Source organism: Secundilactobacillus folii (assembly GCF_009720675.1).
GTDB lineage: Bacteria > Bacillota > Bacilli > Lactobacillales > Lactobacillaceae > Secundilactobacillus > Secundilactobacillus folii.
In genome coordinates, this window is record NZ_WNJO01000002.1 from 141,496 (window position 1) to 167,937 (window position 26,442).

At 43.1% G+C, this 26,442-nt stretch carries 27 protein-coding genes; 16 read left to right on the forward strand and 11 right to left on the reverse strand.

The window, feature by feature from the left end:
* Window positions 1–24: 24 nt before the first annotated feature.
* Window positions 25–939 (reverse strand): LysR family transcriptional regulator, encoded by a 915-nt coding sequence (locus GM612_RS02300; protein WP_155430771.1) that lies wholly within the window; start codon window positions 937–939, stop codon window positions 25–27.
* 120 nt (window positions 940–1,059) lie between these two features.
* On the opposite strand from GM612_RS02300, the gene GM612_RS02305 reads away from it, so the two are divergent.
* Entirely contained in the window at window positions 1,060–1,806 is a 747-nt protein-coding gene (locus tag GM612_RS02305; protein WP_155430772.1) for a glucose 1-dehydrogenase, read from the forward strand.
* A 529-nt stretch (window positions 1,807–2,335) separates the two neighbouring features.
* On the opposite strand, the gene GM612_RS02310 is transcribed toward GM612_RS02305, so the two are convergent.
* Together GM612_RS02310 and GM612_RS02315 are read right to left on the reverse strand one after the other, a co-directional pair.
* The gene (locus tag GM612_RS02310; protein ID WP_155430773.1) at window positions 2,336–3,904 is read right to left on the reverse strand and encodes an FGGY-family carbohydrate kinase; all 1,569 of its coding nucleotides are present in this window, start codon (window positions 3,902–3,904) and stop codon (window positions 2,336–2,338) included.
* A 244-nt stretch (window positions 3,905–4,148) separates the two neighbouring features.
* The gene (locus tag GM612_RS02315) at window positions 4,149–4,925 is read right to left on the reverse strand and encodes an SDR family oxidoreductase (RefSeq protein ID WP_155430774.1); all 777 of its coding nucleotides are present in this window, start codon (window positions 4,923–4,925) and stop codon (window positions 4,149–4,151) included.
* Window positions 4,926–5,143: 218 nt separating this feature from the next.
* Between GM612_RS02315 and GM612_RS02320 the strand changes: the two genes are divergently transcribed.
* Window positions 5,144–6,262, forward strand: coding sequence for an ROK family transcriptional regulator (locus GM612_RS02320; protein WP_155430775.1), 1,119 nt, complete (start codon window positions 5,144–5,146; stop codon window positions 6,260–6,262).
* 475 nt (window positions 6,263–6,737) lie between these two features.
* Entirely contained in the window at window positions 6,738–8,141 is a 1,404-nt protein-coding gene (locus GM612_RS02325; RefSeq protein WP_155430776.1) for a glycoside-pentoside-hexuronide (GPH):cation symporter, read from the forward strand.
* Window positions 8,142–8,460: 319 nt separating this feature from the next.
* Here the strand turns inward: GM612_RS02325 and GM612_RS02330 are convergent, their stop codons facing one another.
* Both GM612_RS02330 and GM612_RS02335 read right to left on the reverse strand, forming a co-directional pair.
* Window positions 8,461–9,336 (reverse strand): NmrA family NAD(P)-binding protein, encoded by an 876-nt coding sequence (locus GM612_RS02330; protein WP_155430777.1) that lies wholly within the window; start codon window positions 9,334–9,336, stop codon window positions 8,461–8,463.
* Window positions 9,311–9,748 carry a MarR family winged helix-turn-helix transcriptional regulator gene (locus GM612_RS02335; RefSeq protein WP_155430778.1) on the reverse strand — a complete coding sequence of 146 codons (438 nt, stop codon included), beginning with the start codon at window positions 9,746–9,748 and terminating at the stop codon, window positions 9,311–9,313. Before GM612_RS02335 ends, GM612_RS02330 begins: the two co-directional genes overlap by 26 nt.
* A 246-nt stretch (window positions 9,749–9,994) precedes the next feature.
* Here GM612_RS02335 and GM612_RS12365 point away from each other — a divergent pair, with 246 nt between their 5' ends.
* The 12 genes from GM612_RS12365 to GM612_RS02390 all read left to right on the forward strand — a co-directional run bounded on the left by GM612_RS12365 (window position 9,995) and on the right by GM612_RS02390 (window position 17,439).
* Complete coding sequence (locus GM612_RS12365) at window positions 9,995–10,261, forward strand: dihydrofolate reductase family protein (protein WP_246147496.1); 267 nt, start codon at window positions 9,995–9,997, stop codon at window positions 10,259–10,261.
* Window positions 10,258–10,512, forward strand: coding sequence for a dihydrofolate reductase family protein (locus tag GM612_RS12370; RefSeq protein ID WP_343031760.1), 255 nt, complete (start codon window positions 10,258–10,260; stop codon window positions 10,510–10,512). Before GM612_RS12365 ends, GM612_RS12370 begins: the two co-directional genes overlap by 4 nt.
* A 190-nt stretch (window positions 10,513–10,702) precedes the next feature.
* Window positions 10,703–11,647 (forward strand): Dyp-type peroxidase, encoded by a 945-nt coding sequence (locus tag GM612_RS02345; RefSeq protein WP_155430779.1) that lies wholly within the window; start codon window positions 10,703–10,705, stop codon window positions 11,645–11,647.
* A 268-nt stretch (window positions 11,648–11,915) separates the two neighbouring features.
* Complete coding sequence (locus GM612_RS02350; RefSeq protein ID WP_343031761.1) at window positions 11,916–12,638, forward strand: glycosyltransferase family 2 protein; 723 nt, start codon at window positions 11,916–11,918, stop codon at window positions 12,636–12,638.
* Between the two features lie 105 nt (window positions 12,639–12,743).
* Complete coding sequence (locus GM612_RS02355) at window positions 12,744–13,793, forward strand: IS30 family transposase (protein ID WP_155430781.1); 1,050 nt, start codon at window positions 12,744–12,746, stop codon at window positions 13,791–13,793.
* 96 nt (window positions 13,794–13,889) lie between these two features.
* A complete protein-coding gene (locus GM612_RS02360) occupies window positions 13,890–14,411 on the forward strand; it encodes a plasmid pRiA4b ORF-3 family protein (protein ID WP_155430782.1) in 522 nt (173 codons plus the stop codon).
* Between the two features lie 296 nt (window positions 14,412–14,707).
* Entirely contained in the window at window positions 14,708–15,001 is a 294-nt protein-coding gene (locus tag GM612_RS02365; protein ID WP_155430783.1) for a hypothetical protein, read from the forward strand.
* Between the two features lie 195 nt (window positions 15,002–15,196).
* On the forward strand, window positions 15,197–15,433 hold the full coding sequence (locus tag GM612_RS02370) for a hypothetical protein (protein ID WP_155430784.1): 237 nt from the start codon (window positions 15,197–15,199) through the stop codon (window positions 15,431–15,433).
* A 104-nt stretch (window positions 15,434–15,537) separates the two neighbouring features.
* The gene (locus GM612_RS02375) at window positions 15,538–15,984 is read left to right on the forward strand and encodes a GNAT family N-acetyltransferase (protein WP_343031762.1); all 447 of its coding nucleotides are present in this window, start codon (window positions 15,538–15,540) and stop codon (window positions 15,982–15,984) included.
* Window positions 15,985–15,996: 12 nt separating this feature from the next.
* A complete protein-coding gene (locus tag GM612_RS02380) occupies window positions 15,997–16,338 on the forward strand; it encodes an iron chaperone (protein WP_155430785.1) in 342 nt (113 codons plus the stop codon).
* Window positions 16,339–16,342: 4 nt separating this feature from the next.
* The gene (locus GM612_RS02385) at window positions 16,343–16,846 is read left to right on the forward strand and encodes a GNAT family N-acetyltransferase (protein ID WP_155430786.1); all 504 of its coding nucleotides are present in this window, start codon (window positions 16,343–16,345) and stop codon (window positions 16,844–16,846) included.
* 131 nt (window positions 16,847–16,977) lie between these two features.
* The gene (locus tag GM612_RS02390; protein WP_155430787.1) at window positions 16,978–17,439 is read left to right on the forward strand and encodes a phage tail protein; all 462 of its coding nucleotides are present in this window, start codon (window positions 16,978–16,980) and stop codon (window positions 17,437–17,439) included.
* Window positions 17,440–17,542: 103 nt separating this feature from the next.
* On the opposite strand, the gene GM612_RS02395 is transcribed toward GM612_RS02390, so the two are convergent.
* The 6 genes from GM612_RS02395 to GM612_RS02420 form a co-directional block, all read right to left on the reverse strand.
* A complete protein-coding gene (locus GM612_RS02395) occupies window positions 17,543–18,535 on the reverse strand; it encodes a 3-hydroxyacyl-CoA dehydrogenase (RefSeq protein ID WP_155430788.1) in 993 nt (330 codons plus the stop codon).
* 214 nt (window positions 18,536–18,749) lie between these two features.
* Window positions 18,750–20,372: an ABC-F family ATP-binding cassette domain-containing protein gene (locus GM612_RS02400; protein ID WP_216644503.1), complete on the reverse strand. Its 1,623-nt coding sequence runs from the start codon at window positions 20,370–20,372 to the stop codon at window positions 18,750–18,752.
* 560 nt (window positions 20,373–20,932) lie between these two features.
* A complete protein-coding gene (locus tag GM612_RS02405; RefSeq protein WP_155430789.1) occupies window positions 20,933–21,802 on the reverse strand; it encodes a DUF3737 family protein in 870 nt (289 codons plus the stop codon).
* A gap of 112 nt (window positions 21,803–21,914) precedes the next feature.
* The gene (locus tag GM612_RS02410) at window positions 21,915–22,619 is read right to left on the reverse strand and encodes an SIR2 family NAD-dependent protein deacylase (RefSeq protein ID WP_173021197.1); all 705 of its coding nucleotides are present in this window, start codon (window positions 22,617–22,619) and stop codon (window positions 21,915–21,917) included.
* Between the two features lie 355 nt (window positions 22,620–22,974).
* The gene (locus tag GM612_RS02415) at window positions 22,975–23,514 is read right to left on the reverse strand and encodes a TetR family transcriptional regulator (RefSeq protein WP_173021198.1); all 540 of its coding nucleotides are present in this window, start codon (window positions 23,512–23,514) and stop codon (window positions 22,975–22,977) included.
* A gap of 233 nt (window positions 23,515–23,747) precedes the next feature.
* Window positions 23,748–25,130 (reverse strand): sugar porter family MFS transporter, encoded by a 1,383-nt coding sequence (locus GM612_RS02420; RefSeq protein ID WP_343031763.1) that lies wholly within the window; start codon window positions 25,128–25,130, stop codon window positions 23,748–23,750.
* A 448-nt stretch (window positions 25,131–25,578) separates the two neighbouring features.
* Here GM612_RS02420 and GM612_RS02425 point away from each other — a divergent pair, with 448 nt between their 5' ends.
* Window positions 25,579–26,415, forward strand: a complete 837-nt coding sequence (locus GM612_RS02425) for a hypothetical protein (RefSeq protein ID WP_155430792.1) — start codon at window positions 25,579–25,581, stop codon at window positions 26,413–26,415.
* Window positions 26,416–26,442 lie beyond the last annotated feature (27 nt).

The window sequence follows — 26,442 nt, forward strand, 5'->3', positions numbered from 1 at the left end:
AAGAGCTTGAAAGTGATCGAGCTTTCAAGCTCTTTGTTGAATCTGCTTCAAATACTGACTGGCTTCAGCTGTAAAAACACTGAGTAATGGATTACGATTCTTCTCACGATAGGCTAGCACAAAGTTAAAATTGTCGATTTGACCAGCAATGTCGAGAAGCTGAATGCCAAAATTTTTGATTGGGCTGCTAACTTTATTCATTGAATGCAAAAAGGTGATTCCTTTGCCGGCACCGGCTAACATAAGTGCTCTCTCAGCATCGTTAACGTAGTAGGTCGCGTTTGGTGAAAAACCGTTTTGCATGCAAAGACTGATCATATAATCAACGATAAAGGGTGACACTTGGCGGTTTAGCAGGATAAAGTTTTCGTCGGCGAGCTCTTTTGGATCAACGGATTTCTGCTTGGCCAATGGATGATCATGAGGCACCGCCAACTTGATTTGATTTTTCTGCAGATCGAGATAGTCGATTCCAGTGAAGCCTTCGATACACGGGGTTAAAGTAAAGACAACGTCACACTGATGCGTCACTAGTTGGTTGCGAAGCTCAGCAGGGGTACCACGAAAGAGCGGCATCTCAATATCGGGATATTTTTGACTGACCTGCTTGACGATATCATACATCAAGGATGTGTCCAAGAAGCTTTGATAGCCAATCTTTAAAATACCCGCCTGATTATCAGCGGACGGGTTCACGGTATCCTTGAGGTGGTCAACTTGATTAGTGATCTTTTGGGCCTCCTTAAAGAAACGCTTTCCAGCTGCAGTGAGCTTAAGTGCGTGATGACCGCGGATAAAAAGGGCTGTACCCATCTCGTTTTCTAGGTCGCTGATCTGCCGGCTCAAGGTGGGCTGAGTAACAAATAAGTGTTCAGCGGCCTTGGTGAAACTGGCATAGTCAGTTACCGCAATAAAGTAGCGTAATCCTAACAGGTTCATTTTCGATGACTCCTTAAAGTGGGCCGATTCCTGGTCCAGTGATTAACGTTTATTAGCATCATTATATTTTAAGTAAAATTACAAGTAAATCGTAATCTAGTTGAAAAGGAGAACTAAAGTATGGGACGTTTAGACAATAAAGTGGCAATTATTACTGGCGGAGCCAATGGTATTGGTTTGACAACTGCCAAGCGCTTCGCAGCTGAAGGGGCTCAGGTCGCGATTACCGATGTGAATGTCGATCATGGTGCCAAGGCTGCCAAAGAAATCGGCCACGGTGCGATTTTTATCAAGCACGACGTTTCTCAGGAGGCTGACTGGCAGGCGGTATTTGCAAAGGTCTTAGAGACGTTTGGTAAGGTTGATGTTGTGTTCAACAACGCTGGTATTGCGGCGTTTAACGATGCTGAGCATGTGACCTTGGATGAGTGGCATAAAGTGATGGCTGTCGACCTTGACGGTGAGATGCTGGGGGTTAAATACGGCATCCAGAATATGAAGGATCATGGCGGCTCCATCATCAACATGTCATCCATTGAAGGCCTGATTGGATACCCGAATTTGTTTGCCTTTACGGCGGCCAAGGGTGCCGTTAGAATGATGACCAAATCAGCGGCGCTATACTGTGCAAAACAAAAGTACGGGATTCGTGTCAATTCCATCCATCCAGGGCCGATCCACAAACCAGAATTGGATAATGACCCTAAGGAACAAAAGCTGATTGGTGCCCACTTGGCATCATTACCATTAGGGCGGTTTGGTGAAAAAGATGAAGTTGCCGGTTTGGCACTCTACCTGGCATCGGACGAATCGACCTTCTCAACTGGGAGTGAATTCGTTATCGATGGTGGTTATACTGCTCAATAATTTGAACGATAGTCTCTGAGTATTTAAATGATTTAGGTGGTTGATGATGTTTCATGTGAAACACTGTCGACCACCTTTTTATATTGTCAGGCAAACAGAGATTCCCTCGGTTTAATAAGGCTGGATTGGTTTCAAACTATCTTCGAAAAGGGGGTTCAATAACTGGCAAGGTTTCGATGCAGGCGTCTGCTTTTATTCAGGAACCGCAGTTAATAAACTGCAGTGTTTAGACTGCTTTGACCCTAGATAAAGATTCAGTTTCAGTCGACTGATCGGTTAACTTAATGCACTTAATGAGAAGTAAGAAGCAACTAGAGCGCCCAGTCATGGGAAGCTTAAAATGCACTACAAACAGTCTTTCCAAGTTCAAAATACAAGGGGGCACTTAATGAGTCAAGTCCGACTATAAAAAGGAGAAATAATCACTACAAACAGCACGTGACCCACTCACAAGCGACAAAGAAAAGCCACCGAATATGTCGATGGCTTTTCTCATCCAGTTTAGTTATGGCTGTAACTTTAGCTGTTGTTATTTAACTGATCCTTCAGGTTGAAGCAGTGCCTCTGACTCTTTGGTGATTTGTGTCAGTGTGTGCATGTCGCCTTCAAGGTCCTTGTATAATTGACGATAGAGTTTGTAGAACTTGTTGTAAGCTTCGTGACGACGCTTGTTTGGTTCGATCTTGTCGCCAAGAACTTGCCACTTTTGAACGTCGTTAACGGTCAAGATACCAGTTCCAAGTCCGGCTAGCATAACGTCGCCTAAGTTAGCTTCGGCATTTTCAATTGGTGTCCGAACGGCGTAGCCAGTAACATCAGCAAACATTTGTACCCAGTCTGGTGAGTTAGTGACACCACCAGCGATAACAATGTAATCACCTAAGTCGCGGCCAGTACTTTCGATACTATGGCGTAATGCGTAGCAAACGGCTTCTTGGAATGCATGGAACAAGTGGGCCTTCGTGTGAACTAGTGAGAGACCAAAAATCATGCCCTTAGCGTCTGAGTTCCAAACTGGTGCCCGTTCACCCATGAAGTATGGCAGAACAACCAAACCGTCACTACCAACGCTAATATCATGAGCTTCTTTACCTAGAGCAACGTAGGCGTTATCGCCACCGTTTTCTTGTTCAGCGACTTCTTTTTCACCCAAGTTGTCACGGAACCACTTAGTAATGGCGCCGGCTGTTGCTGAACCAGAGAAGTTATAAACTAAGTTCTCTGATTTGTAAGGGTATGGCCATACAATTAAGCCCTGACCTTTGATGGGATCCTTGCTGACCAAAGCAGCGTTCATTGAAGAACCAATGGCGGCAACGTAGCGGCCGGGTTCAAAGACGCCCATGCCAACGTTAGCAGCACCAACGTCAACACCACCGGAAACGACAGGGGTGCCTTCGTTGACACCTAAATCAGCGGCAGCTTCTTTAGTAATGCCACCAACAATGGTCGTTGAATCAACGATCGGTTCTGGCATCATGCTTTCAGGAATCCCCATGTCCTTCAGTAATTCCTTTGACCAAGTATGCGTGTTGATGTCATACAAACCACCCAAGTTACCAGCGGCAGTATGGTCGATGCAAACAGCACCAGTCAATTGATAGATGGCAAAGTTGCTCGGTGGCAGGAACATGCGAATCTTACGCCAGTTTTCTGGTTCGTGATTCTTGATCCATAAGATCTTAGTGTAGCCGTAGTATGGGTCAACCACATCGTCACCGGTGATCTCTGTCAGTTTTTCAGTTGAGATGTGGGATTTGACCCATTCAGTTTCTTCCTGAGCACGACGGTCCATCCAAATCAGGTCTGGACGAACTGGCTTCATATCAGCGTCTACTGGGACCCCTGAGCCACCATATAGACCACTGATCCCGATGCCCTTAATATCGTCAGGAGACACGCCAGATTCTTTCACAACGGCGCGAATTGAATCTTTGACACCCTTTACCCAAACGTCAGGCCATTGTTCAGCCCATAGAGGCTTGGGAGTTAATACGTCATATTCTTCAAGATCTTGAGCTAGCAGCTTACCAGTAGTATCCATTAAGATACTCTTGGTACCTGAAGTCCCAATATCTGTACCAATTAAGTATTGCATAGCAGATAACTTCCTTTCGTTTCGTTAGTTTGAAATGTTTGAAGCGATGTGAAATGAAAATACAGTTTGGTGAGTGCAGTTTACCTGAACTGCATTTTGCAGACAAGTCACGCAACTCGGAGGTGCTTGTCTGTGAGATACTTGTGTGTAGCCAGACTCTGACCAAGCTCCCAAAACTAGTTGGGGCCCTCGTCAGAGTCGGCCTGCACGCCGACCTCTAAATTTCCTGTTAGAAACGTTTGGTTTACCAAGCGGTGAAGGCACCATCGACAAGGTAATCATCACCAGTAGTGAAGGTACTGGTATCACCAGCCAAGTAAACGGCGATACCTTGTAATTCATCTGGACGACCTAAACGACCAAGTGGTGCCCAGTCGTTCCAAGTCTTGATCAATGGCTTCAAGTCTGGTGAGCTCAAAGTCAAATCAGTACCCATGTAACCAGGACTAATAGTGTTAACACGAACACCCTTTTTAGCCCATTCAATCGCCAGCGACTTCGACAATTGAATAACACCATTCTTAGTTGCGTTGTATGAACATTGTGGTTGTGGCCGGTTAACGATGTGAGCTGACATTGAAGCAGTGTTGACGATTGAACCGCCGCCCTGCTTGATCATGTAACGACCAGCTGCTTGTGAGCAAAGGAAGACGGAGTTAAGGTTCAAATTAACAACGGTCAACCAATCCTTGTATGACATTTCTTCGGCTGGGATGTTCTTGCAAACACCAGCGTTGTTGAATGCGGCATCCAAGCCACCCAACTTTGAAACCACTGTATCAACCATGTTTGTAACTTGGTCAGGATCAGTGACATCAGTTTTAACGGCAATGACCTTTCTGCCAGTATTTTTAGCAATTTCATCAGCAGTTGCTTGAGCTTTGTCACCATTGATATCAACGATAGCGACATCAGCACCAGCTTCTGCTAATCCGGTTGCCATGGCCTTTCCTAAACCTTGTGCACCACCGGTAACGTAAGCTTTTTTATCGGTTAGTGCCATACGATCTAAAATACCCATGTTTGTTCCTCCTTAGGAAATTAAAGTGATTAAAATTTGCGGGTTTCAAAATAAATCAATTAAATAAATTCATTTTGTAAAAGCGCTTTATTTAATTCACGACTAATGTAAACCCAGACGATTCAGATGTCAACGATTTTTTTGAAAACGTTTTCTAAATTGCAATTTGGTTGCCTTAATGGTAATTTTAAATTAAAAGTATTTGAAAGGAGTAACGCATGAAACGTAATGAGAACAATGAATCTAGCCATTATAGCGAAATGTTTGAATTAATTTATCGATCCGAAAAAATTTCCAAGCAAGAAATTGCGCAGCGTTTAGATTTAAGTTTACCCACGGTCACACAGACGCTTCGTCAGTTAATGGATGATGAGCAGATCGTCACCGATGGTAAATTTTCGTCCAACGTTGGTCGGCGTGCAGTGGTTTATTCACCAAATAAGGGCAAAATTTATGCGGTGGGCATTGAGTTGTTTGCTGACCACGCCACGTTGACGTTATTGGATGTCATGTACACGGATCTGGGTCATGAAACGATCAATTTACAGTTCACCATTCAAGATGAATATTTCAACCGATTGGGTCACTGGCTCCACGACTTTTTGCACGACCAAAAAATTGCGGTGGAAAAGATTGTTGGGGTTGGTGTTGGTATCCAGGGATTAATTTCAGCGGATGGCCGAACGGTGCTTTATGGTAAGATTTTAGATTGTACCGGCTTAACGAGTGATGTTTTTGAGCGAGCTTTTCAACTACCAGTGACGTTATACCATGATGCGGACTGTGTCGCGATTGCTGAACAAGCGCTCTCCGGTGACCATCAAGATGCTATTTACCTATCAATTGGTGAACACCTAGGGTCGGCCATTATCATTAATGACCAGATCTATACCGGGCAAAATGGCCGTAGTGGGACGATGGAACACATAACCCTGAACTCACAGAATGGTAAGTTATGTTATTGCGGACGGCGTGGCTGTCTCGAAACTTTCTGTTCACTGAGTGCGCTGCTTAAGAGTAACGAAACGATTGATTCGTTCATTACTCAAGTTAGAGCCGGGGATCCAGAATGTGTTCAGCGGTGGAAGAATTATTTGAATGATCTTGCTGAAGTCATTAATGATTTACATATGTTCGTTGACAATCGACTGGTGATCGCGGGTGTCTTAGTGAGGTATCTCGATCAATCAGTTGTGGATCAAATTAGTGAGAAACTAAAGAAGATCACGGCATTTCCAGAAGATCGGCCATACGTTGAACTAGGCATTATTAAAGAAAGAGCAGTTTCGATCGGGGCTGCGGTACCGTTGATTACACAAGTTTTACAGGATATTTGAAGGGTCAATAATTAGCGGGTGTGACGAAAATTGGTAAGCATAAGCAAATAGCGTCGCGGATTCCTGATTGGAATCCGCGACGCTATTTGCTTACCTGGTCAGAATTTGAGTTTTGACGCATGAATTCGCTAGATAGCAGTCTTGAGATGATTGAAAATTAAGATTGATTGGGGCGTAAAGCACCTGGTCACATTTTTAGCAATCCTAGCTTTATTGCACTCCTTTTATTGTTCAATTAATCACATGGGTAAGTTATAAAAAATTTAGTAAATTTATTTTAAAAGGGTAGAATCGCTTTATGAAAGCGTTTTAGTCACCCCTGAGACGGTTTAATTTCAAATTAATTCCAAAACTATCTTGCAAATTGAAACCGGTTACACTTATAATACTGCAGAAAAGTAATTTGATTTTATAAAATGATTTTCTAAATCAAATTAGTTTAATTTGAAATGATGATAACTTAGGAGGGATCCCATTGAGAAAATATTTATCATACGCGTTTGGGGCGTTCGGACATGATGCGTTCTATAATACGTTGAGTATTTATTTTATGATGTTTGTGACAAGTCAACTCTTCACTAACTCAAGTGATATTAAAATGGTGGGCTTTGTGACAACCTTGATTGTTTGTATTCGGGTTGGTGAAATCATGTTTGACCCTGTGATTGGTGGGGTGGTTGATAATACCAACACCCGTTGGGGTAAATTTAAGCCCTGGATCATGATTGGTTCAATTATTGCGGCTACAGGTTTAATCCTGATTTTTTCAGACTATTGGGGCTTAACCACTAGTAACCCAATTCTCTATCTAATCATCTTCGGTATTACGTTCCTGATTATGGATATTTTCTACTCGTTTAGCGATATTGCCTTTTGGTCAATGCTGCCTGCTTTGAGTATGAAGAATAAGGAACGAACGATGTATGGTACCTTTGCCCGGTTTGGTTCAACGCTTGGTGCCCAAGGTGTTATTATCATTATTACACCAGCCATTATCCTCTTTTCTAAGTTATTTGGTGCCAAGAACGGCCAGCAGACGCAAGCTGGCTGGTTAGGTTACGCCTGCGTTGTTGCGGTTCTGTGTGTCGGTGGTGCTTTATTGACCTGCCTCAACACCCATGAACAGCACAATAAAATTCGGAGCAACACTAAGCACACTGGTGTCATTGAAGTGTTTAAGGTGATTGCACGCAACGACCAATTACTTTGGATCGCGCTGGCCTACTTCTTGTTTGCTTTCAGTTATGTGGTCACCAATTCACTGATCATGTACTACTTCCGTTATCGTTTAGGTGATGCCGGAGCCTATACTTGGGTCGGTGTGATTACTTGTATCCTTGGGGTCATCTCAGTTGCCTTATTCCCAACTTTGGAAATCAAGATCAAACGGAAGGCCATTTTCGTTGGTGGCATTGGTTTAATGCTCATTGGTTATATTGTCTTTGTTCTCGCTGGTACTAACTTATACTTGGTACTGCTTGCGGTTGCACTGTACTTCTTCCCGTACCCGTTGATTTTCTTAGCCACGTTAATGGCGATTACCGATAGTGTGGAATATGGTCAACTATTGAGTGGGACTAGAAATGAATCAGTGACCCTCTCCGTTCGGCCATTGATCGATAAACTTGCCGGTGCTGCTTCAAACGGTATCGTTGGTATTGTTGCCGTGATGGTCGGAATGACTGGCAACGCCAAACCAAGTGATATTTCCGCTTCAGGTGTTCAAACCTTTAATTCATTTATGTTTTACATCCCAATGGTTCTGCTGTTGATTTCAGGTGCGATCTTCTTTGTAAAGGTTAAATTATCGGAGCAAAAGCATACTGAGATCGTTAAGAAATTGGAAAAGAAATTAGATGCAGAACCAGTTAACTCGTAGTTCATTTCAAATTAAAAATATTTGTATATGATTGTGACAGTCAATAGACGAGAGTAGGACAAAACTCGTTTAGAGCCCAGAATATAAGTAAAGAGCGCCGTGGATTCCAGGTTTTGGAATCTGCGGCGCTCTTTTTATATAGCCAGGATCTGAGTTTTGACGCACGTTTAGACCATGGACAGTCTCGAGGCTAAGTCAAATTTTTAACTACCTCTGCGTTAAGATATTGGTTCGATCCTTACCAATATTAACTTTTGTGCCAGCCTCGTCTTTTTTTAGGAAAGCGGAACGGCTTAATTATCTTGTTAAATTAGGTTGGCTATTTCTCATTCTGACTGGTTTTTAAAAATGGTGCCACTTCATCCATGGCGAAGTTTTCAATGGTGAGGGGTGGTCGGTTAATTACCTTTGCTAGAGTGTCAGTGGTTTGTTTTGCATTTCCCAGACGAGTAATGACGTACAGCATGACCATCACGTTCACAAATTCCTTCTTGATCCCCCGCTGGAGCATGACGTGTCGAAAATGCAGGAGACCCGGGTGCGAATAGGTAAATGTTTGACCGAGTTTAGCAGACAATTTTTCAGCAACTTGGTTATACGTCAACGATTCCGGACCAGTTAACGTGAGAGCTTGCCCGAGATACTGCGGATCCTGTAAGGCAACCGCAGCTGCTGCCGCGATGTCTCGACAATCAATAAAACTCGTTCGCGCATGGCCTGCTGGGATAAAAAGGTCGTGACGCATCTTCAGATCTTCACCATGTGAGGTAATCAAGTTTTGCATGAAGAAGCTTGGTCGTAGAAAGGTGTGCGGGATGTCTAAGTCAACAATCATTTTTTCGATTTTTCGATGCGGTACCATAGGATTCTTTTCCACGCCCATGAGGGAAACGAAGACTACCTGTTGAATTCGGTGCGCTTTGACAGCTTTTAAGAACGGCAGCATATCGTGTTCGGGGTCTGCCAATTGGGGTGGCCGAACGAAGAACACTTTGTCAATTTCCTGTAATGCTGGGCCAAAAGTGTCAGCTTTCAAAAAATCAAATTTCACGGTATCAACATCTAATTGCTGCATCGCTGGTGTGGGCTGATTGAAAATGCCTGCTCGCACAGAGATGCCAGTGGTGTTGGCCAGGATCTGCACGAGTGGCCAGCCAATGTTACCAGTACTACCGAGGACTAATATTTTCGTCATGATTTTGTTCTCCTTCCAAGATGGTCAAAATAGCGCTTAATTGTTGTTGCTGTTCAGGACTCAGTGGCGATAAGAAGTGGGCAATTGTTTGATCAGCGATCTTAGCACACTGCTGGTAGGTCGATGAACCTAGCTCAGTCAGTAAGATTTCTCTAGCCCGTTTGTCCGCTGGTTTAGGATGCTCTTGAATCAGCTTCTTTTTAAGCAGTCGGCGCACAACACCAGAAACTGTTGGCTTATCCATCTCTAGTTCCTGCGCCAACTGAGCGGCAGTTTTTGGTCCGTCTGCACGGGCAAGTGCTGCGATTACGGCCCATTGTGTGACGGTCAGCTGCTGCTTTTCTAAAGCGTGTTTAAGCTGGCTCTTTAGGACTTTAGTTTGATCCATTAATAGGTAGCCAAGATTAACCATGTTTCTACTCCTTATCAATATAGTAAGTACACTAACTATATTAGATTAATTTACCCGAAAGTCAATTGCTATTTCAGCAAATGCCCTAATACTGAGGCGTTGAATTGTAATTGCTCGGCCTTAACCGTGTCGATTGGGGATTCTATCGCTTAGGTGTTAAAAAAATTCTGATTATTGACTTGAAAGCTTAGAAATTTAAAGAAGAGGTATACTCAAGTTAGTTTTTTAAGGGGAGGTATCTTCATCATGCGTAAGATCTATTTTTACGGGGCAATGAGTCTGGATGGCTACTTAGCGGATGAACATGATAGTATCCAGTGGTTATACGATTCTGATGCTGGTGGTGTCTCAACGTTTGAGGATTTCCAGCAACTTTTTGATACGATGGTCATGGGGAGGATTACTTACGATGTGACGCTGAAATTACTAGATGGGGCGCCATATTTACCTGGCAAAGAAAAAACGTGTTCTCAAATAGCCGTCGAGGTGACTTTCAAGACGGCCATTTTGTGAATGAGAATCCGGTCAGATATCTGCAGCAATTGCGCCAGCAAGAAGGTGGCGGTATCTGGATCGTAGGCGGGGGCTGGTTAGTTAAGGAACTGTTGGCAGCCCATTTAATGGATGAAATGTGGGTTCAAATCGCACCCGTAATGTTAGGCCATGGCAAACGCTTATTTGAACCTGGCGATTATGCTCAGCGTTTAACAACAGTCGGGATCACTAAAATGGGCGAATTAGTGGAAATGCACTTTAAGTGTTAACGATGACGGTGTTGGACAAGGATGCAAAACCTTGAGTACGTTACCCGGTGTGACTGTCCCAGTCATCCAAGTTAATTTCAGCCGAACTATCGCTTTTAAATTGCACACAATGTGTTAGAATAATAGATAAATAAGAACCATTCTAAATTGAACAGGACTTATAATCTGTCACTTCTGAGGAGGAATACCCATGGCAATTGATTTAAAAGACGTCCAGGCGGTCTATAAGGATGCCGGTAGTAATATTATTTTTTCAACAATGGATCTCAAGCGTGAAGATCATGATAGCGATTTAGAAATGATCCAAGATTTAGCTGAACACTTACCAGCGTTTGAGAATTCTTTGAACATTCGCTATCCAGAGGCCGGCTTGGCAATCGCGTTCGGCTTTTCTCGTAAGGCCTGGGACTACTTATTCCCTGATGCTAAGCGACCGAAAGAACTGGAGGAGTTTGAACCAGTGGTAGGGCCAAAGTACACCGCACCGGCGACACCAGCAGACCTATTTTTCCACGTTCGGGCTAAGGACTCAGCCGTTCCGTTCGAACTAATGAGCATGGTGATGGAGCGGATTCAAGACAACGTGAACGTACTTGATGAGACCCATGGTTTTCGCTATTTTGAGGGTCGTGCGATCATCGGGTTTGTCGACGGTACAGAAAATCCCAGTGCTCTAGATACGCCAGATTATGCCGTGATCGGTGATGAAGATCCTGATTTTATTAACGGTTCTTATGCATTTGCCCAAAAATACTTACACAACTTAGAGGCGTGGAACAAACTGAAGACCGAACAACAGGAGCAAGCAATCGGCCGAAAGAAATTTAACGATGTCGAATTAGAGGACGACCAGAAAGCGACAAATGCCCACAATGTCGTTTCACAAGATAATGAAGGCGGGATTGAACATAAAATCGTCAGAATGAACGTGCCGTTTTCAAATCCCACTGAAAACGTGAACGGGACGTACTTCATTGGCTACGCCCGTCACTGGACGGTGACCAAGCGGATGCTGGAAGGAATGTTTAGTAAGTCAGACCGGTTATTGGACTTTTCTACTCCTGAGACTGGGGAAGTCTTCTTTATTCCGTCTCGTTCCGTACTTGGGAAAATTGCGGATGGCGAAGATTTTTAGATTCTTTCATTGACTTGTTTACTGATTAGCATGCGAAACCAACAAAGCGACAGCTAAACTCAGCGATGAGTTGGCTGTCTTTTTTGGTGTTTGTAAGTGAGATTGGGAAAAGTCTTCCTATCAGCCTGTTCGGCGAGTCATTTCAAAGGAATGTCACGGGTGACACAACGGCTGATCATTTATTGAGATTAGTGCGCTCATCACAAGTTAAATTCGTTGACTATGTCGTATTTTCTGGCATAATGACGGCAAAATTAAAGTATTAGGGGTGAGTAACATGACTAAGCTAACAGTTGTTGTACCGATCTATAACCTCGGGCATTACTTCGATGATGCCTTAGAATCGCTGGGAAACCAGAGTGAAGACTATGAGCTTTGGTTAGTTGACGATCATTCGACTGATGGCACAGCGGAGAAGGCAGATGCATTTGTTAAGGGGGTTCCCATGTTTCACGTGGAACATTTTGCGCAGCACCAGGGTGTTTCGGTAGCTAGAAACTTTGGGATCGATCACGCAACGGGGGATGCAGTAGCATTCGTTGACGGTGATGACCGGGTTCATCCGGACTACGTAAAGACCTTGGTCAACGGTTTTCAGAGTGATACACCAGCTGTAGCGGTTGGCTATCAGTGGTGGCATACCCCGTTTGATCAGCGTGATCACTACGAAAAATTGACTCAGCGACAGATGTTTCGTCAAGCGGTGCAGCGCGGCTCCGAAGTTGGTGGCTACATTTGGAATAAAGCCTACTCACTAGCTGCCCTTCGAGACGAAAATCTGCATTTTGATGAAAGCCTGAACATTGCCGAAGATTATCTGTTTACCGCAACTTTTGTGGCAAATACACCAGGTACCTATCTTTATGACCCTGCAATCAGGTATACTAAGATCAATCGACCAGGCAGTACGATCCATTCCCGCAGTATGGCGGATCGGCAGGTCGAAGATCATGTATTCGACGAAATATACCGACTGGGCGACAAACTTTAAACCCCCGAGTTTAAACTCTAAGTGCAACACAAATTAACTAGACCAAAAGGCCATGATGACCTATTCTTATAAGCAACCACGCAAGTAAGAAAGTAGGAATTCATCATGACCCAAACTCAGATTAGCATGACTCACCACTATAAACAACTGTCCTTTAAAGAAAGAGGCCAAATTGAAGCTTGGCGAACACCACAGCTGCAACCTGACGGTACTTTAACTCAGCCGTTATCAATTTCTCAAATTGCGCGCATGTTAGGCCGTCATAAGGCGACTATTAGTCGAGAAATTAAGCGGGGCACTACTACCCAGATTAAAGCAAATCATAGATTCACTACAACTTACTTGGCTGATACTGGGCAGGCCATTTATGAAGATCATCGCCAACATTGTCACCCAGCTTTCAAACGGGAACTGTGTTCCGATTTCTATGCCCAATTAACCATTGAGCTAAAACGCCGACCCAGAGTTCATAGTGTTGATACTTTCGTTTATTTCTATCGTCATACTTATCCAGAACGACCTTGCCCTTCTACAACCACTGTTTATCGTGATATTAATGCTGGAGTATTGTCATTGCGAAACAGTGACTTACCGGTCAAATTACGGCGTCGCGTTAAAGGTACTGGTCAGTCTCATTCCCGCAAAAATCAACACGTTCTTGGTGATTCCATTGAAACGCGACCTGCAGTTGTTGACCAGCGCACTGAGATTGGTCATTGGGAAGGAGACTTAGTTAAAGGCAAAAAGACCGAAGATCAACCTGCGCTAATGACATTGACCGAAAGGGTCACAAGGTTTCAAATTATTTTCAGAATATCCAATTATCATGCCACTACTTGTCGAGAAGGACTTGAAACCATCCTTGCTGATTACGGCAAAGAACACTTCAAATCCATTACTTTCGATAACGGCAGCGAGTTTGCTGAACTGGCTACTATTCAGGACACACAGATCTATTTTGCACATCCTTACTCACCGTGGGAACGTGGGACCAACGAAAATCATAACGGACTTATTCGTGAGTTCATCCCTAAGGGTCATTCATTGTATAACTACGACATCACAACGATTCAAGCCGTACAGGATGCGCTTAATGCTCGGCCAAGGCGACTGTTAGGGTACCACTCACCAGGAGATCTGATGCCTGGCCTTTAACCATTATTAGACCAATTATGAGAATAGGCCATTAGTGTTGCACTTGATTTGACAATTCAGGCAAACTTTAAACCTAGTGATTCGGGAGGAAATATTATGGCAGAAACTGGTATTATGCAACTAAAAATCACGTTACAACATGTAAAACCTTCAACCTGGCGCCGCGTGCTGGTGCCAACAAGTATTCGCTATGACCAGTTGCACGCTGTGATTCAGATGTTATTTGGTTGGACAAACAGCCACTTACACAGCTTTGCGCCTACACAACTCCCAGCTGGTCAACCCTACTTTGAATATGGCCTGGTTGACCCAGAGCTAGATTCAAGTGAGTCGACTTTAGATGAGACGGAGCACTTCCCGTATTTGGACCTAGAGAAGGGCAATCTGAATTACACTTATGATTTTGGGGAAGACTGGAGCCATAAGATTGTTTTGGAGAAGATGGTCACGATGCAGGAATTCGTCGAAGCTGATCATAAGCAGATTCCAGTCGTTTTAGCTGGCCGGGGTCCGGAACGCATGGAAGATATGCAAGATGAAGTTGGCGAAGCATACAATACCAATGATTTAAACGACTATCTTGCTGAGCTATCAGACGGTTGGGGTGAGGTTTATTGATTTTTTGACGTGTAAATGCACTGAGGGTAGACTGCTCGATCGTTCAACCTTGCTAACTAACATAGGCGATAGTTTTCTCACTTTTTTGAGGAACCATCGGCTATGTTTTTGGGGCTAGTTGGTTAAATGAGTGGCAGGTCAGGGTTGTGATCTTGCTGGTTAAAGGCGTCTCACTAATATTTTCGTTTTGGAAATTTATAAACAGTCTTAATACTTTTTCAAGATTCTCTTTGGTTAATTTTAAGCTCCCAAATCTATACTGTTTATAGTTTCAAAGATAAGGAGCGTGAAGTCATATGCTACTCGATCATGATTCAAAAATCTCGAACATTATTGCTGCACAGATCACCAAGGTGTTCTACCCCTTTGTGCTAGCTAAAACCGAAACTGGTGAATATCTCCATGTTAATATATCCGATACAGAACGCGAAGATCCCTTGTTTTGGGACGAAATTCGCAGCATCTTAAGTGCTAAGTTATGGGTACCTATTGGCCGTCACTATCATCAATTGCTGGATAACGGCTGGTTAGTCTCTGATCCAAAGGACGATGACGACTGGTTAGTATCAGGCGAAATGGCCAGTGCTTAAATGCAGTTTGGGGCGTGTCCCCACGTTAATTAGACTTAAATTAAAGTGCTCAGTTACTGTGTCGATGAAGTGCAAATTCAAGACAGCGATTCTTAAGCGCACACTACCAAATTTTTTCTTGGTGGTGCGCGCTTTAATTGTATTTTACGAGCAAATTTTTTAAACTATAGTCAAATTTATTGCGGGGTGATTAAAATGAGTCCACAGGAGCAATTTCTTAACTATCTTTTGGATAATGTACAGGCAGGTAAACAGGCGGATGCCAAGCAGGTTTTGGAGGTTGCTTTTGCGCAGCTTGCTGCAGGGACCTTTGATCAAGATGTCATAACTGCCGCCGCTACCGAATTAATGCCACTACTGAAGGCGGAAAAGGTCGCCGAAATTCGCCAAATGATAGCTCAATTTGGCAGTCAAAGCAATCACGAAACGTGATATAATGCTCTACAAGTAAATGACTATCATTAAGCACTGAGCCTTACTCGTGTCCCTTCTGAGAGCTAATTGGTTCAGTGCTTCGTTTGAAAGGAAGGATCAGCGTGAAAATGACGGTTAAGAAAACTTCTGAGCTGACGGTTTCGGAATTACTGGAAATTGTTAAGGCTCGGATCAAAGTTTTCGTTGTGGAACAGGAATGTCCCTATCAGGAAGTCGATGAGCAAGATGATGATGCCATTCACATGATCCTGCGAGTGGATGGGGTACTGGCCGGGTATACCAGAATCGTGTCGCATGCTGACCATGAACACGTTAGCTTTGGCCGGGTACTGGTGGCAAAGGAATTTCGAAAACATCATTTAGGACGGCAGATCGTTAGCGCGACCATTGATCAAATTAAAGAGACCTATCCCGGTCGTGATATTAAGATTGCCGCACAGAGTTATTTGGGGAGCTTTTACGAGTCATTTGGCTTCAAAGCAGTTTCTGAAGTGTATCTAGAAGATGAAATACCGCACCTGGATATGGAATTAAAGGTCATTGAATAGAGGATCCTGATAATGAGTGTGATCACAGATTACATTGCCGAGCAACCAGCTGCTCAGCAAGCCCAGTTACATCGGGTGTATTCGTTGTTAAAGCAAGCTTTGCCAGCGGCCACTGAAGCAATGGGTTACGGCATGCCAGTATTTAAACAGCCAACAGCTTTGATCTATTTTGCGGCCAATAAAAAACATATTGGGATCTATCCGACGAGTGAAGGTATGAACTACTTCGCCACAGAACTAACGCCCTATGTCACTACCAAAGGCAGTTGGCATCTGGATTATGATCAGGAGTTGCCGGCCAAACTAATTGTTGCGATGGCAAAGCACCGATTATCAGTTGTGACGGGAGCGTAAAACGATGGTAGCCATTAAAATTTTGCCTGCCTCAATAGAAACGGACTTTGATGCCGTGCGTCAAGTGTATTTCCAGACTTGGCAGGCAACTTATCGAGGACAGTTACCAGCTGCATTTTTACAGAAATTGACACCAGAGACGTGGCAGCCTGAACGGCAATTTCGCAACACTCAGTTAGCTTTGACACCGGGTGGTAAGATCGTCGGTGTTTGCAGCTATGGACCGGCACGTTGGGACCGCTATAGTGGTTATGGAGAAATTTATTCGATTTACATTTTGCCGGCATATCAGCACCTAGGCATTGGGCAGCAACTCATGCAGACTGCTCTCGAAATTTTAACTCAACGGTATCAGCAAATTTACTTAGAAGTGTTGGTGACGAACCGGAGCGCACAAAATTTCTACCAGCAGTTTGGTTTTCAAAAAACAGCGGTAGTGAGGACTGAACAGGTGCCAGGCGGCGAATTGAAAACAGTGGTGTATCAAATGGGCCTGACCAAGAGTTGACCAATATAGTGACTAGTGACAGCAAACTTTAATCTGGTTTAGCTATTATTTTAGTCAATTAAGTATAGAATGGTCATTATTGAAAGTGTTTGAAACCCTTTTGATCAATTTAGATAAACGAGGACTGTAAAATGAGCTATAAGGTAAATTTTAAAGACGTTGAACAAGTTGGTTTAAAATCTTCACCTGTTGCCCCAGCATTAGCTGGTCTTCGGGCAAATGAAGCCCGGTATTTTTGGAATAAATATAAGCATGAATTTGTAACAGAACCAGCCAGTGATCATCCAGAACTAGTTGATTATGTTAATGAGGTGTTAGCCGAACGTGACTTGAAAATTGCTGCTAAGCCTTTAGAGGTAACCCAATTCGTAGTCGATGGCCTGAAATGGACCTACGTTTTCTACGAAAGTGGTCTGGCAATCAACGTGCTTTACTCGATTGATCCTGATGGTAAACGAGCGGTGGGTTTTAAACTGTCTGATGGCATGGCAGTTCCGGATGAATTAGCTGACAAGTTTAAGTTCGCCAGACAACGCTCAAAGCTTGCTGGCACCATTCGCGGCAGTTATTTTAAAATTAAGGGTGAACATTAAAAATGAGCCGGTATCAAAACTCAGATTCTTGAGTTTTGATACCGGCTCATTTATTGGCTTAATTGATTAGCCGGGCCACTACGCTGGTCATATTTTAAAAGACTTACTCATCTAAGAAATTGGCGTCCTTATAAGCTGGATTAGGATACTTATAAAAGCCTTCGCCAGTTGCCACACCTAGTTTACCCTGATCGATCATTTGCGTCTTCAGTAGGTCGCCTAACTGAGTAAATTTCTCATTGCCGGTTGTTGCAGCGTAGTTCAAAATAATGTTATACGCGGTGGTGATACCGACGATGTCCAGGATCCCAAATGGACCAGCAGGGGCACCAGTCGCCTTCATCCAAGTTTTGTCAATTAATTCAGGATCGCCTACGCCGTCGAGATACAGCATTTCAGCTGCATCCAGGAATGGTACTAAAACGGAGTTGAGGATGTAGCCGGGCTGTTCCTTGCGAACGGGAATCGCTAACATGCCAATGTCTTTAGCAAACTGGATAATTTCATTGAACACGGCCGGGTCAGTGCCTGCATGGCCCATCACTTCTGCGGTATTATTGATCCAAATTTCGTTGGCAAAGTGCATCGCCAAAAAGCGGTCTGGTCGGCCGGTATACTCCGCAAATTGACTTGGTACTAATGTGGATGAATTAGTGGTAAAAATCGCTTTCTTAGGCGCGACGCGAGCTAATTTTTCGTAGAAATTCTGCTTGATATCTTCACGTTCAGGAATTGCTTCAATAACCAGATCGGCGTTGGAAACTGCATTGGCTAAATCGGCCTGATAACTAATGCGAGAAGGGGTTGTCTTGGCAGTTTCAATGGATTTATTAATCAACGCATTGATACTGTCATTTAAATGGGGGAGTAAATTGCTATTATATTTGACACCTTTCGCAGAATCGGTAAATTGTTGCTGATTTTTAGCGATTTCCTGCTGGTAGGTATCTTCTAATCCAATCATTTTAGTTTTGGCCTTCGCGAGTACATCGTCGTTAATATCATAAACGGTCACATTGAAGCCCTTAAAAGCAATTTGAAATGCAATTTGACTGCCCAAAACACCACTACCTGCAACCGTGACATTTTTAATCATAACAATACTCCTCCTTTGGGGGTGTGTAAACGTTTTCTGAAGCAATCACATTATATTATTTGCTGTGTCAAATTAACACTAAAGTGCCCTTATTTTTAGGACTTCAGCCTCATGATGAGATAAAAAATACCCGACAATCGTTTTGGCTAACAATTGTCGGGTATTTTTTCAAAGCATCTAAATGAGCTTAGGTACTTTTTCAAATTTAAAAGTATTAGTAAATGTTGGCCACCTGTGCCTGGGCGACTTCGTGGGCCATGAAATCATCATAGGTGGTGTCAGCACGGTCAACAACACCCTTGGGGCCAACTTCGATGATGTGGTTGGCAATCGTTTGAATAAACTGGTGGTCATGGCTGGTAAAGACCATGGACCCAGGGAAGTCAATCAGGGCATCGTTAAGGCTGGTGATACTTTCTAGATCTAGGTGATTGGTTGGATCGTCAAGTAACAGCACGTTGGCTTTACTCAACATGAGCTTCGAAAGGTAACTGCGCACTTTTTCACCACCGGACAGGACAGTGACTTGTTTCAAGACCTCATCGCCCTTAAACAGCATTTGACCCAGAAATCCGCGCAAGAAGGTGTTATCACTTTCCTCCTTGCTGGCGTATTGTCGCAGCCATTCGAGAATGTTAAGCCTTTCATCGCTAAATTCGGGGTTTAGATCCTTTGGCATGTACGCCCGATTCGTGGTCACACCCCAGGTAATTGAGCCGGTGTCTGGTTTGACAGTTCCGGCAATCAGTTGCATTAGCAGGCTGGTGGTGACGTCAGAACGAGAAATTAACGCTGCTTTGTCACCCGGTCGGAGAATGAAATTCACGTTATCGAGGACTTTGACACCATCGATTGTTTTGCTGACATTTTCAACTCGCAGAAAATCGTTGCCCAATTCGCGCTCAGGAGTGAATTTGATAAACGGGTATTTCCGAGAACTAGGTTTAATATCATCTAGTGTGATTTTTTCAAGTTGCTTCTTTCGGGAAGTGGCTTGTTTTGATTTTGAAGCGTTCGCCGAAAAACGAGCGATGAAATCTTGTAGCTGCTTAATTTGCTCCTCTTTTTTAGCGTTGGCTTGGTTGCGCAACTTCATGGCTAATTCAGAACTCTGCAGCCAGAAGTCGTAGTTACCAACAAAGAGTTCAATTTTACCGAAATCCACGTCACAAATGTGGGTGCAAACAGCGTTCAAAAAGTGACGGTCATGACTAACGACTAGCACGGTATTTTCATAGTCCGCTAAGAAGTTTTCCAGCCAGTCAATGGTCTGCGGGTCTAGCCCGTTAGTCGGTTCGTCCAGTAGTAACACGTCGGGTTTACCAAAGAGGGCTTGTGCCAGCAGAACTTTGATTTTTTCGCTTTCTGGCAGTTCTTTCATCAGGGTTTGGTGCTGTGCTTCGGGGAGGCCCATGGATTGTAGTAATTGGCTAGCGTCACTCTCGGCGTTCCAGCCGTCCATTTCAGCAAATTCACCTTCTAGTTCAGCGGCTTTAATACCGTCTTCATCTGAAAAGTCGGGTTTAGCGTAAAGCGCGTCCTTTTGGGTCATCACTTCGTAAAGGTGTTCATGACCCTGTAAAACAGTGTTCATGACGGTCTGATCGTCAAAAGCAAAGTGGTCTTGCTTTAAGCTGCTCATTCGTTCATTAGGACCAAGCTTAATCGTTCCGGTTGTTGGTGTAAGGTCACCTTCCAATAGTTTAAGAAAGGTTGATTTACCAGCACCATTGGCACCAATAATGCCGTAACAGTTGCCTGGAGTAAATTTCAGATTAACATCATCGTACAGTTTGCGGTCCGAAAAACTCATGGACACGTTGGTTACAGTTAACAAGTTCGTACCTCGCTTTATGGTTGTTCAATGTCAAGAAATATAATGCGTTCCTATATAGTATCAGATTTAGGCCCGAGTTGCCACGAATGATTACTGTGACGAGTATTTCCTGGCAAATACGACTGTTTGGAGCACAATAATTAATTATATGCGGCACTGACACTACATGATTAAAAAACTAATTAGTGTGTATTTAAAGAATAAATAGTATTTAGAACGCTTCAAAGAGAATCGTGAATTAACTTAATGAAAAATGCCGCCAAAACGATGAGAATAATGGGCTTAGCAATGCGGCAGCTACGCCGTGTAAATACTAAGCGCCTAAGAAATTACTGGCAATACCGAAAAGTGCCGCAAAGATGTCTAACAATAAGAGAACTTTACCGCTGAACAAGAAAACAGTTAACCCTGTAATATTAATGGTCAAAATAAGCCCGTATTGACACATTTTCAGTGTTAATACGGGTTTCATGTTTTGGTTTAGTTTTCCTAGCAAAGGTTACATACGTAACTTGTTTAAAAGGGTGTAATTAGGGGGGTGCAGATAATTTCGTATAACTTTACGATGCTTTTGCTTCGTTCATAATGGGGATTGCGGTTTCAATCGTAGTTTGTTTTGGATCTACTTTTGTCGGGTCAAGAATAATAGAACCGATGCTTCGGGCGCGAATGGTGCCACTGATGGGGTTCTTTACACTTATGATATCGCTGATGATATCTGCATCAATATTTCGGCAATACTCAAAAGCCAAATCCGTCTGTAGCAATTTACACTGTTTAAGAGTCAGGTAGTCGACGTAGCACAATCCCTGATCTGATTGAATAGTGCAGTTGATCAGGGTCAGACGCTTGGTGTTCCATGCTAAATATTCCCCAGAAATAGTGGAATCATAGATAGTGACATTTTCACAGTTCCAAAATGCGTCTTTAGACACAAACGTTGAATTGTGAACCGTCACATTTTTTGCGCCATCAAAGCAATAGTTGCCGACTAGATCGACTTGATCGAGGACTACGTTGGTGCTGTTCATCCCAAAATAATCCCCGGTCACTTGCACGTCAGTGAGACTAATGTCGTCGCAGTTCCAAAGGGTTTCTCCTGCATTTGCAAAATACACGTGGTTAAGCTTGATCTGTGAAGAACGTCGAAAAAGCTTAGGCGCCTGCAAAGTGCTATTGGTAATTTGGATATCATGCGTGTACCAGATACCAGAGCGCGACATCGTTTCAAAAATGGTGTGATCGACACTAATGTGATTACTGTACCATAGGGGGTATTTCCACTGAAACACCGAATCCTTTAGAGTAATGTTGCGGCTCTCCTTAAGTGGGGATTCGCCCTTAGCAAACGTGGTATCTATAATTTCCGCGTCTTCTTCGGCGAAGAGGGAGCGCTCACCCTCAAAATATTGGTTTTGATATTGTCTCATCTAGTAATTTCCTCTTTTGACTTTTATAGGCAAAGGCATTCGAGCCTTCATAAACTTACCTGGCAGTAATGAGCTACTCGCAGGCTCTCATTCAGGATTGCTAACGAATCGATTATGCGGTCTGACCCGCTAATTGGGCAAAGACATCATCTGACTTAGCTCGGATATTCAGATCACTTCTGTCATCGAAAATCGTTGAAGAAGGGTTAATCTGAACGACCTTGGCAGTCTCGTTAAGATCGCTATAAAACCCTGTGGAACCAACAATAATTACTAGCTCCGCTGATTGCATTAATCTCAAGGCTAATCTCAGTGCTGGGACTGATTCGCTGGGGCCGCCGTGTAATGGTTCTGTAGCCAAGAAGCCGCCATCTTTAGGACAGGTTGGAATCGCTTGGCTGGTCAGTGCACTAATTGAATAAGTTCGCCCACATCGCAAACAGTAGTTGGTGTTGAAACTGCCCCATACATCTGCGACCGTACGACTACCAGCTAACTCGTGAAGGTAATCAACATTAGTTGTCACAATACCATCAAGCTTCCCTGCTCTTTCCAAAGCAGCCAACACGCGATGGCTGAGTGTCGGTCCAGACTTGGTGATAGGGTCGAGAAACAAGCGATGGAGTATCCCGTAAAATTTTTTCGGATCTCGGATCAGCTCACGCTCGTCTCCCAACATTTCTGCCACACTTTCCGGAAGTTGGGATAAGTCAGGAATACCTATGGGAGTTGATATTCCTGCTCCTGTTAAAGCCACAGTATGCTTACTTTGTGTCAGCATGGTGCTGAGTTGATCGACTTGTGTCATTAAATCCATGTTTACTCCTTCTTTCTTGTCAATGCTATCTGACTGAATCTCAACAGCCATTAAACTTAGTTTTTTAGTCAGACATTAATTAACAATGTCTATACTAAATATATATTTAGTATTTGTCAACAGAAAATAAAATTAATTTGACTTTATCTATCGTAATAACCCTATTATATAGGTGAAAATGTATATAGGACACTAAATAATTCGTTATTTTAATAATAAATATTTATTATTAAAATTAAAAATAAAAAATCTGGTGCCAAAAGGATTGTTTTAACACCAGATAATTTAGACGTTTATTAGTTTGAAGTTTGCTAGGCTTTAGATTCGGATTAAATTAATCCTGAGGAAGCCACTTCTAATCAGTGTGCTTAATCAGTGCTGCTAGTGACATGTTGATCATCGTTGTTAGTTCTGATAGGGTCACAGGCTGCCTAGCTGCATGACGAGTTGCCATGAAATCCATAAATGGGGCGAATAAAAGTGCGTTAATATAGTCTTCGCGATTCGTCACTAATATGTCTGCCTCAATGGCTTTTTGATAAAGATTCCGCATTGTTGAGGATCGGGCTGAGCCTTGTTTTATGGCCTCTGGAGTCACTGCTTGAGGATTAGCACGGATTGCCCTTAAATACACCGTCTCTAAGGGGTGAGCTAGCATGTTACGAGCAAAGTGCAGGGCACCTAAGAAAAGTTGATCTTGCAGGGTGGTTCCTTGTGATATCTCTTCATCGAGGCCTGCGTCCATTATCTCCTTCACTTGAACGTATATTTTCGACAACATATCTTCTTTGTCATGAAAGTAGATATACGGAGTGCCTGAACTCACCCCTGCCTGTGTAGCAATTTTGCCAAATGTTAGCCCCTGAATACCGTTAGATTGTACAAGTTCAAGCACGGCTTGCTCGACTCGCTGTTTTTTTGTTTCATCGATTGTTCGCATAATTTAAGAGTAAATGTTTATTTAATTAAAGTCAAGCTAGTTGTCTGTTACAGAAAAGACTGAGAGCTACCCTTTGTTTTAAGAAATTAACTCACACTTATAAACCTTATTTCCAGATATAAAAATCACCTACCTGAGCTCGCTGTCTCAGCGTAAGTGATTTTCAAATTTACTATATAAACGAGTACTTAATTTGCAGCTTTTTTAACGTCTTCACCACGACGCATTTCCATTTCAATCTCTTCCAGTGTCTTACCACGGGTTTCTGGAACCGCGTAGATAACGAAGAAGATGGAAACGATGGCAAAGAAGCCAAAGACGGCAAATGGGCCACCAACGTTGTTATGAAAGGCATTCAACAATACTAAGAAGAATTGTGAAACGATGAAGTTGCCAATCCAGTTAGCTGCTGAACCGATTGAATTACCAATTCCACGAACGTTCAGTGGGAAGATTTCACCTAGCATCAACCAGCAAATTGGACCCCAGGATACCGCAAAACCAAAGATGTAAATGGCAATTAGAATCATGGTTGGAACAGCAGCTGCTTTAACATTCAAGGTGAAGTTTAGAATTGACAGAATGATGATCGATACCGCCATGACGATTGAACCGAAAAGAAGGATCGTGCGACGATTGAATTTATCCATGATTTGGTAAGCTAAGACCGTGCACAAGAAGTTAACGATCCCAATGCCAACGGAGATCCAAATGGCATTGCCTTCAGCAAAGCCGAATCCCTTGATGAATACTTGTGGCAGGAAGTAAATCACGGAGTTGATACCAACCAGTTGTTGCAAGAACATTAAGCCAATGGCCACAAGTACGGCTGGTCTTGCGAACGTAAATAATTCCCGCAAGCCACCTTTAGGCTGATTGGCGACTTCTTCAATGTCGGCGAGTTCTTTATCCGGATCTTCATCGGTGTTGGCTCGCAAATCATGCAGAACTTCTTTAGCCTGCTCAGTCTTGCCTTTTTCAACTAAGAAACGTGGCGATTCAGGTAAGATAAGTGAACCGATAAATAGTAGAACGGCAGGAATCAAAGCTGATCCTAACATCCAGCGCCAGTCACGAATACCCAGTAGGTTATGCCCAAGGAAGCCTAAGTTTGATACGTAAGCTAACAGAATACCCAGCGTGATCATCAGTTGGAACATGGTCCCCAGTGAGCCACGGTGAGGGGCATCGGCTAATTCTGCTAAGTAAGCAGGTGTCAGCGCGGATGCCGACCCAACAGCGAATCCCAAGATGATCCGAGCAACAACCATTGAAACAAAACCGCTAGCGGTCATAGAAAGACCGGATCCAAGTAGGAACAAGATGGAGGAGACTAATAGTAGTCGCTTCCGTCCAAACTTGTCAGATAATGTTCCGATGGACAAGGCACCAATTGAGGAACCGATTAGAACAGAGGAGGTAATGAACCCCGTCTGTTCAACATTCAGATGAAAATTAGATTCGATCAGTGGAGAAGCACCTGAAATAATCCCGGTATCAAAACCGAATAACAGGCCACCCAGTGCCCCGAATACGAAGATAAAAAAGGTGCTTAAATGACGTGTATGCACGATAAATCGCTCCTAACCTATAATAGCTTTTTCAACGCTTCCAATTGTATGCCGCCTGATTGGAAATGCAAGCGTTTTCACTTAGACTTGAAAGGAAAGATGAAAAGAATTTTCATTTGGTCTGGACTTGTTTAGCATCGAATATTTCGATATTTTTATCGTGTCCAGTGGTTCAAATCCCCCGTGTCTAATCAGGCTATGTTTAATTGTCAACGTTTCTCCAATTAAAAAATAACTGATAAATTTTCAATTTTTCGGTCAATGGTATACCCCGAAAAAATTATATCATTATTTTTATATTTAGCATGTAATAGCACTCTCGAATTTTGAGATAAGCTAACTATCAATTTTTGAATCAAGTGGTTGTAGATTGGTGTTTGATTTATCATTTTCCACGTGGAACAATGTAGGCAGGTAGGTCATTAAGTTAAAAAAGGATCGTGAGAGTTTGAAGAATACGCGGATTAGCATACAGGAATCCTTTGTTCAAGGTAAGGTAGATCAAGACCATTGTGAGGATACGATTGTCGAGACGGCAGATTTTGTTGCCATTGTTGATGGAGTTACTTCGAAGTCGGCGTTCAGATATCAGGGACAGACTACGGGTAAAATTGCATCTAAGTTGGTTGCGGAGGTTCTCAAGAGCTGTCCAAGTCGGGCCACTATTCTGGAATTTATTTCGTTGGTAAACAAACGCTTTGCTAGATTTTACCAAGAGGTTGATTTTCCCTATGACCGTCAAAGCCAAGGACTGCAAGCAGTAGCTGTTATCTATTCCCGTTTTCAAAATGAAGTTTGGCAGATCGGCGATGCCCAGGTCAATATCGATCACAAATTGCATTTAAACCCTAAAAAAAGCGATCTAGTTCTTTCTGATTTTAGAAGCTTAGTGTTAACTTCATCAGATGATACTCCAGAAATTTCAAAGCCAGATCCTGGTCGTCAGCTTATTTTACCGTGGATACTAAAGGCGACTCAATTTGCTAATCAAGCTGACAGCGAATGGGGGTACGCCATTTTAAATGGGGATCCGATCCCCGAATCATTATTGAGAGTTTACGGCGTTGATCTTCGTCTCGGGGGAGGTTTTATTGCACTCGCTAGCGATGGCTACCCTGCACTGAAAGAACCGTTTTTAGAAGATGCTGAATCAGATTTAAAACGGGTTTTAAAAAATGATCCAATGTGTTATAAACAGTATCGCTCTACTAAGGGCCTTGTCGCAGGTAACCAATCATTTGACGACCGCAGTTTTATCTCTTTTAAGATTGAAAAGTTAAGTTAAAGAAAAGCATGAGATACATAAAATGAG

Coding starts and splice junctions, on each gene's coding strand:
- GM612_RS02315 (WP_155430774.1), bottom strand. CDS start 4,925: ATGGGTATTTTAGATCGTATGGCACTAACCGATAAAAAAGCTTACGTT.
- GM612_RS02300 (WP_155430771.1), bottom strand. CDS start 939: ATGAACCTGTTAGGATTACGCTACTTTATTGCGGTAACTGACTATGCC.
- GM612_RS02410 (WP_173021197.1), bottom strand. CDS start 22,619: ATGGATTTAATGACACAAGTCGATCAACTCAGCACCATGCTGACACAA.
- GM612_RS02370 (WP_155430784.1), top strand. CDS start 15,197: ATGAGTCCACAGGAGCAATTTCTTAACTATCTTTTGGATAATGTACAG.
- GM612_RS02310 (WP_155430773.1), bottom strand. CDS start 3,904: ATGCAATACTTAATTGGTACAGATATTGGGACTTCAGGTACCAAGAGT.
- GM612_RS02355 (WP_155430781.1), top strand. CDS start 12,744: ATGACCCAAACTCAGATTAGCATGACTCACCACTATAAACAACTGTCC.
- GM612_RS02365 (WP_155430783.1), top strand. CDS start 14,708: ATGCTACTCGATCATGATTCAAAAATCTCGAACATTATTGCTGCACAG.
- GM612_RS02385 (WP_155430786.1), top strand. CDS start 16,343: ATGGTAGCCATTAAAATTTTGCCTGCCTCAATAGAAACGGACTTTGAT.
- GM612_RS02395 (WP_155430788.1), bottom strand. CDS start 18,535: ATGATTAAAAATGTCACGGTTGCAGGTAGTGGTGTTTTGGGCAGTCAA.
- GM612_RS02380 (WP_155430785.1), top strand. CDS start 15,997: ATGAGTGTGATCACAGATTACATTGCCGAGCAACCAGCTGCTCAGCAA.
- GM612_RS02360 (WP_155430782.1), top strand. CDS start 13,890: ATGGCAGAAACTGGTATTATGCAACTAAAAATCACGTTACAACATGTA.
- GM612_RS02390 (WP_155430787.1), top strand. CDS start 16,978: ATGAGCTATAAGGTAAATTTTAAAGACGTTGAACAAGTTGGTTTAAAA.
- GM612_RS02305 (WP_155430772.1), top strand. CDS start 1,060: ATGGGACGTTTAGACAATAAAGTGGCAATTATTACTGGCGGAGCCAAT.
- GM612_RS02345 (WP_155430779.1), top strand. CDS start 10,703: ATGGCAATTGATTTAAAAGACGTCCAGGCGGTCTATAAGGATGCCGGT.
- GM612_RS02320 (WP_155430775.1), top strand. CDS start 5,144: ATGAAACGTAATGAGAACAATGAATCTAGCCATTATAGCGAAATGTTT.
- GM612_RS12365 (WP_246147496.1), top strand. CDS start 9,995: ATGCGTAAGATCTATTTTTACGGGGCAATGAGTCTGGATGGCTACTTA.
- GM612_RS02405 (WP_155430789.1), bottom strand. CDS start 21,802: ATGAGACAATATCAAAACCAATATTTTGAGGGTGAGCGCTCCCTCTTC.
- GM612_RS02335 (WP_155430778.1), bottom strand. CDS start 9,748: ATGGTTAATCTTGGCTACCTATTAATGGATCAAACTAAAGTCCTAAAG.
- GM612_RS02330 (WP_155430777.1), bottom strand. CDS start 9,336: ATGACGAAAATATTAGTCCTCGGTAGTACTGGTAACATTGGCTGGCCA.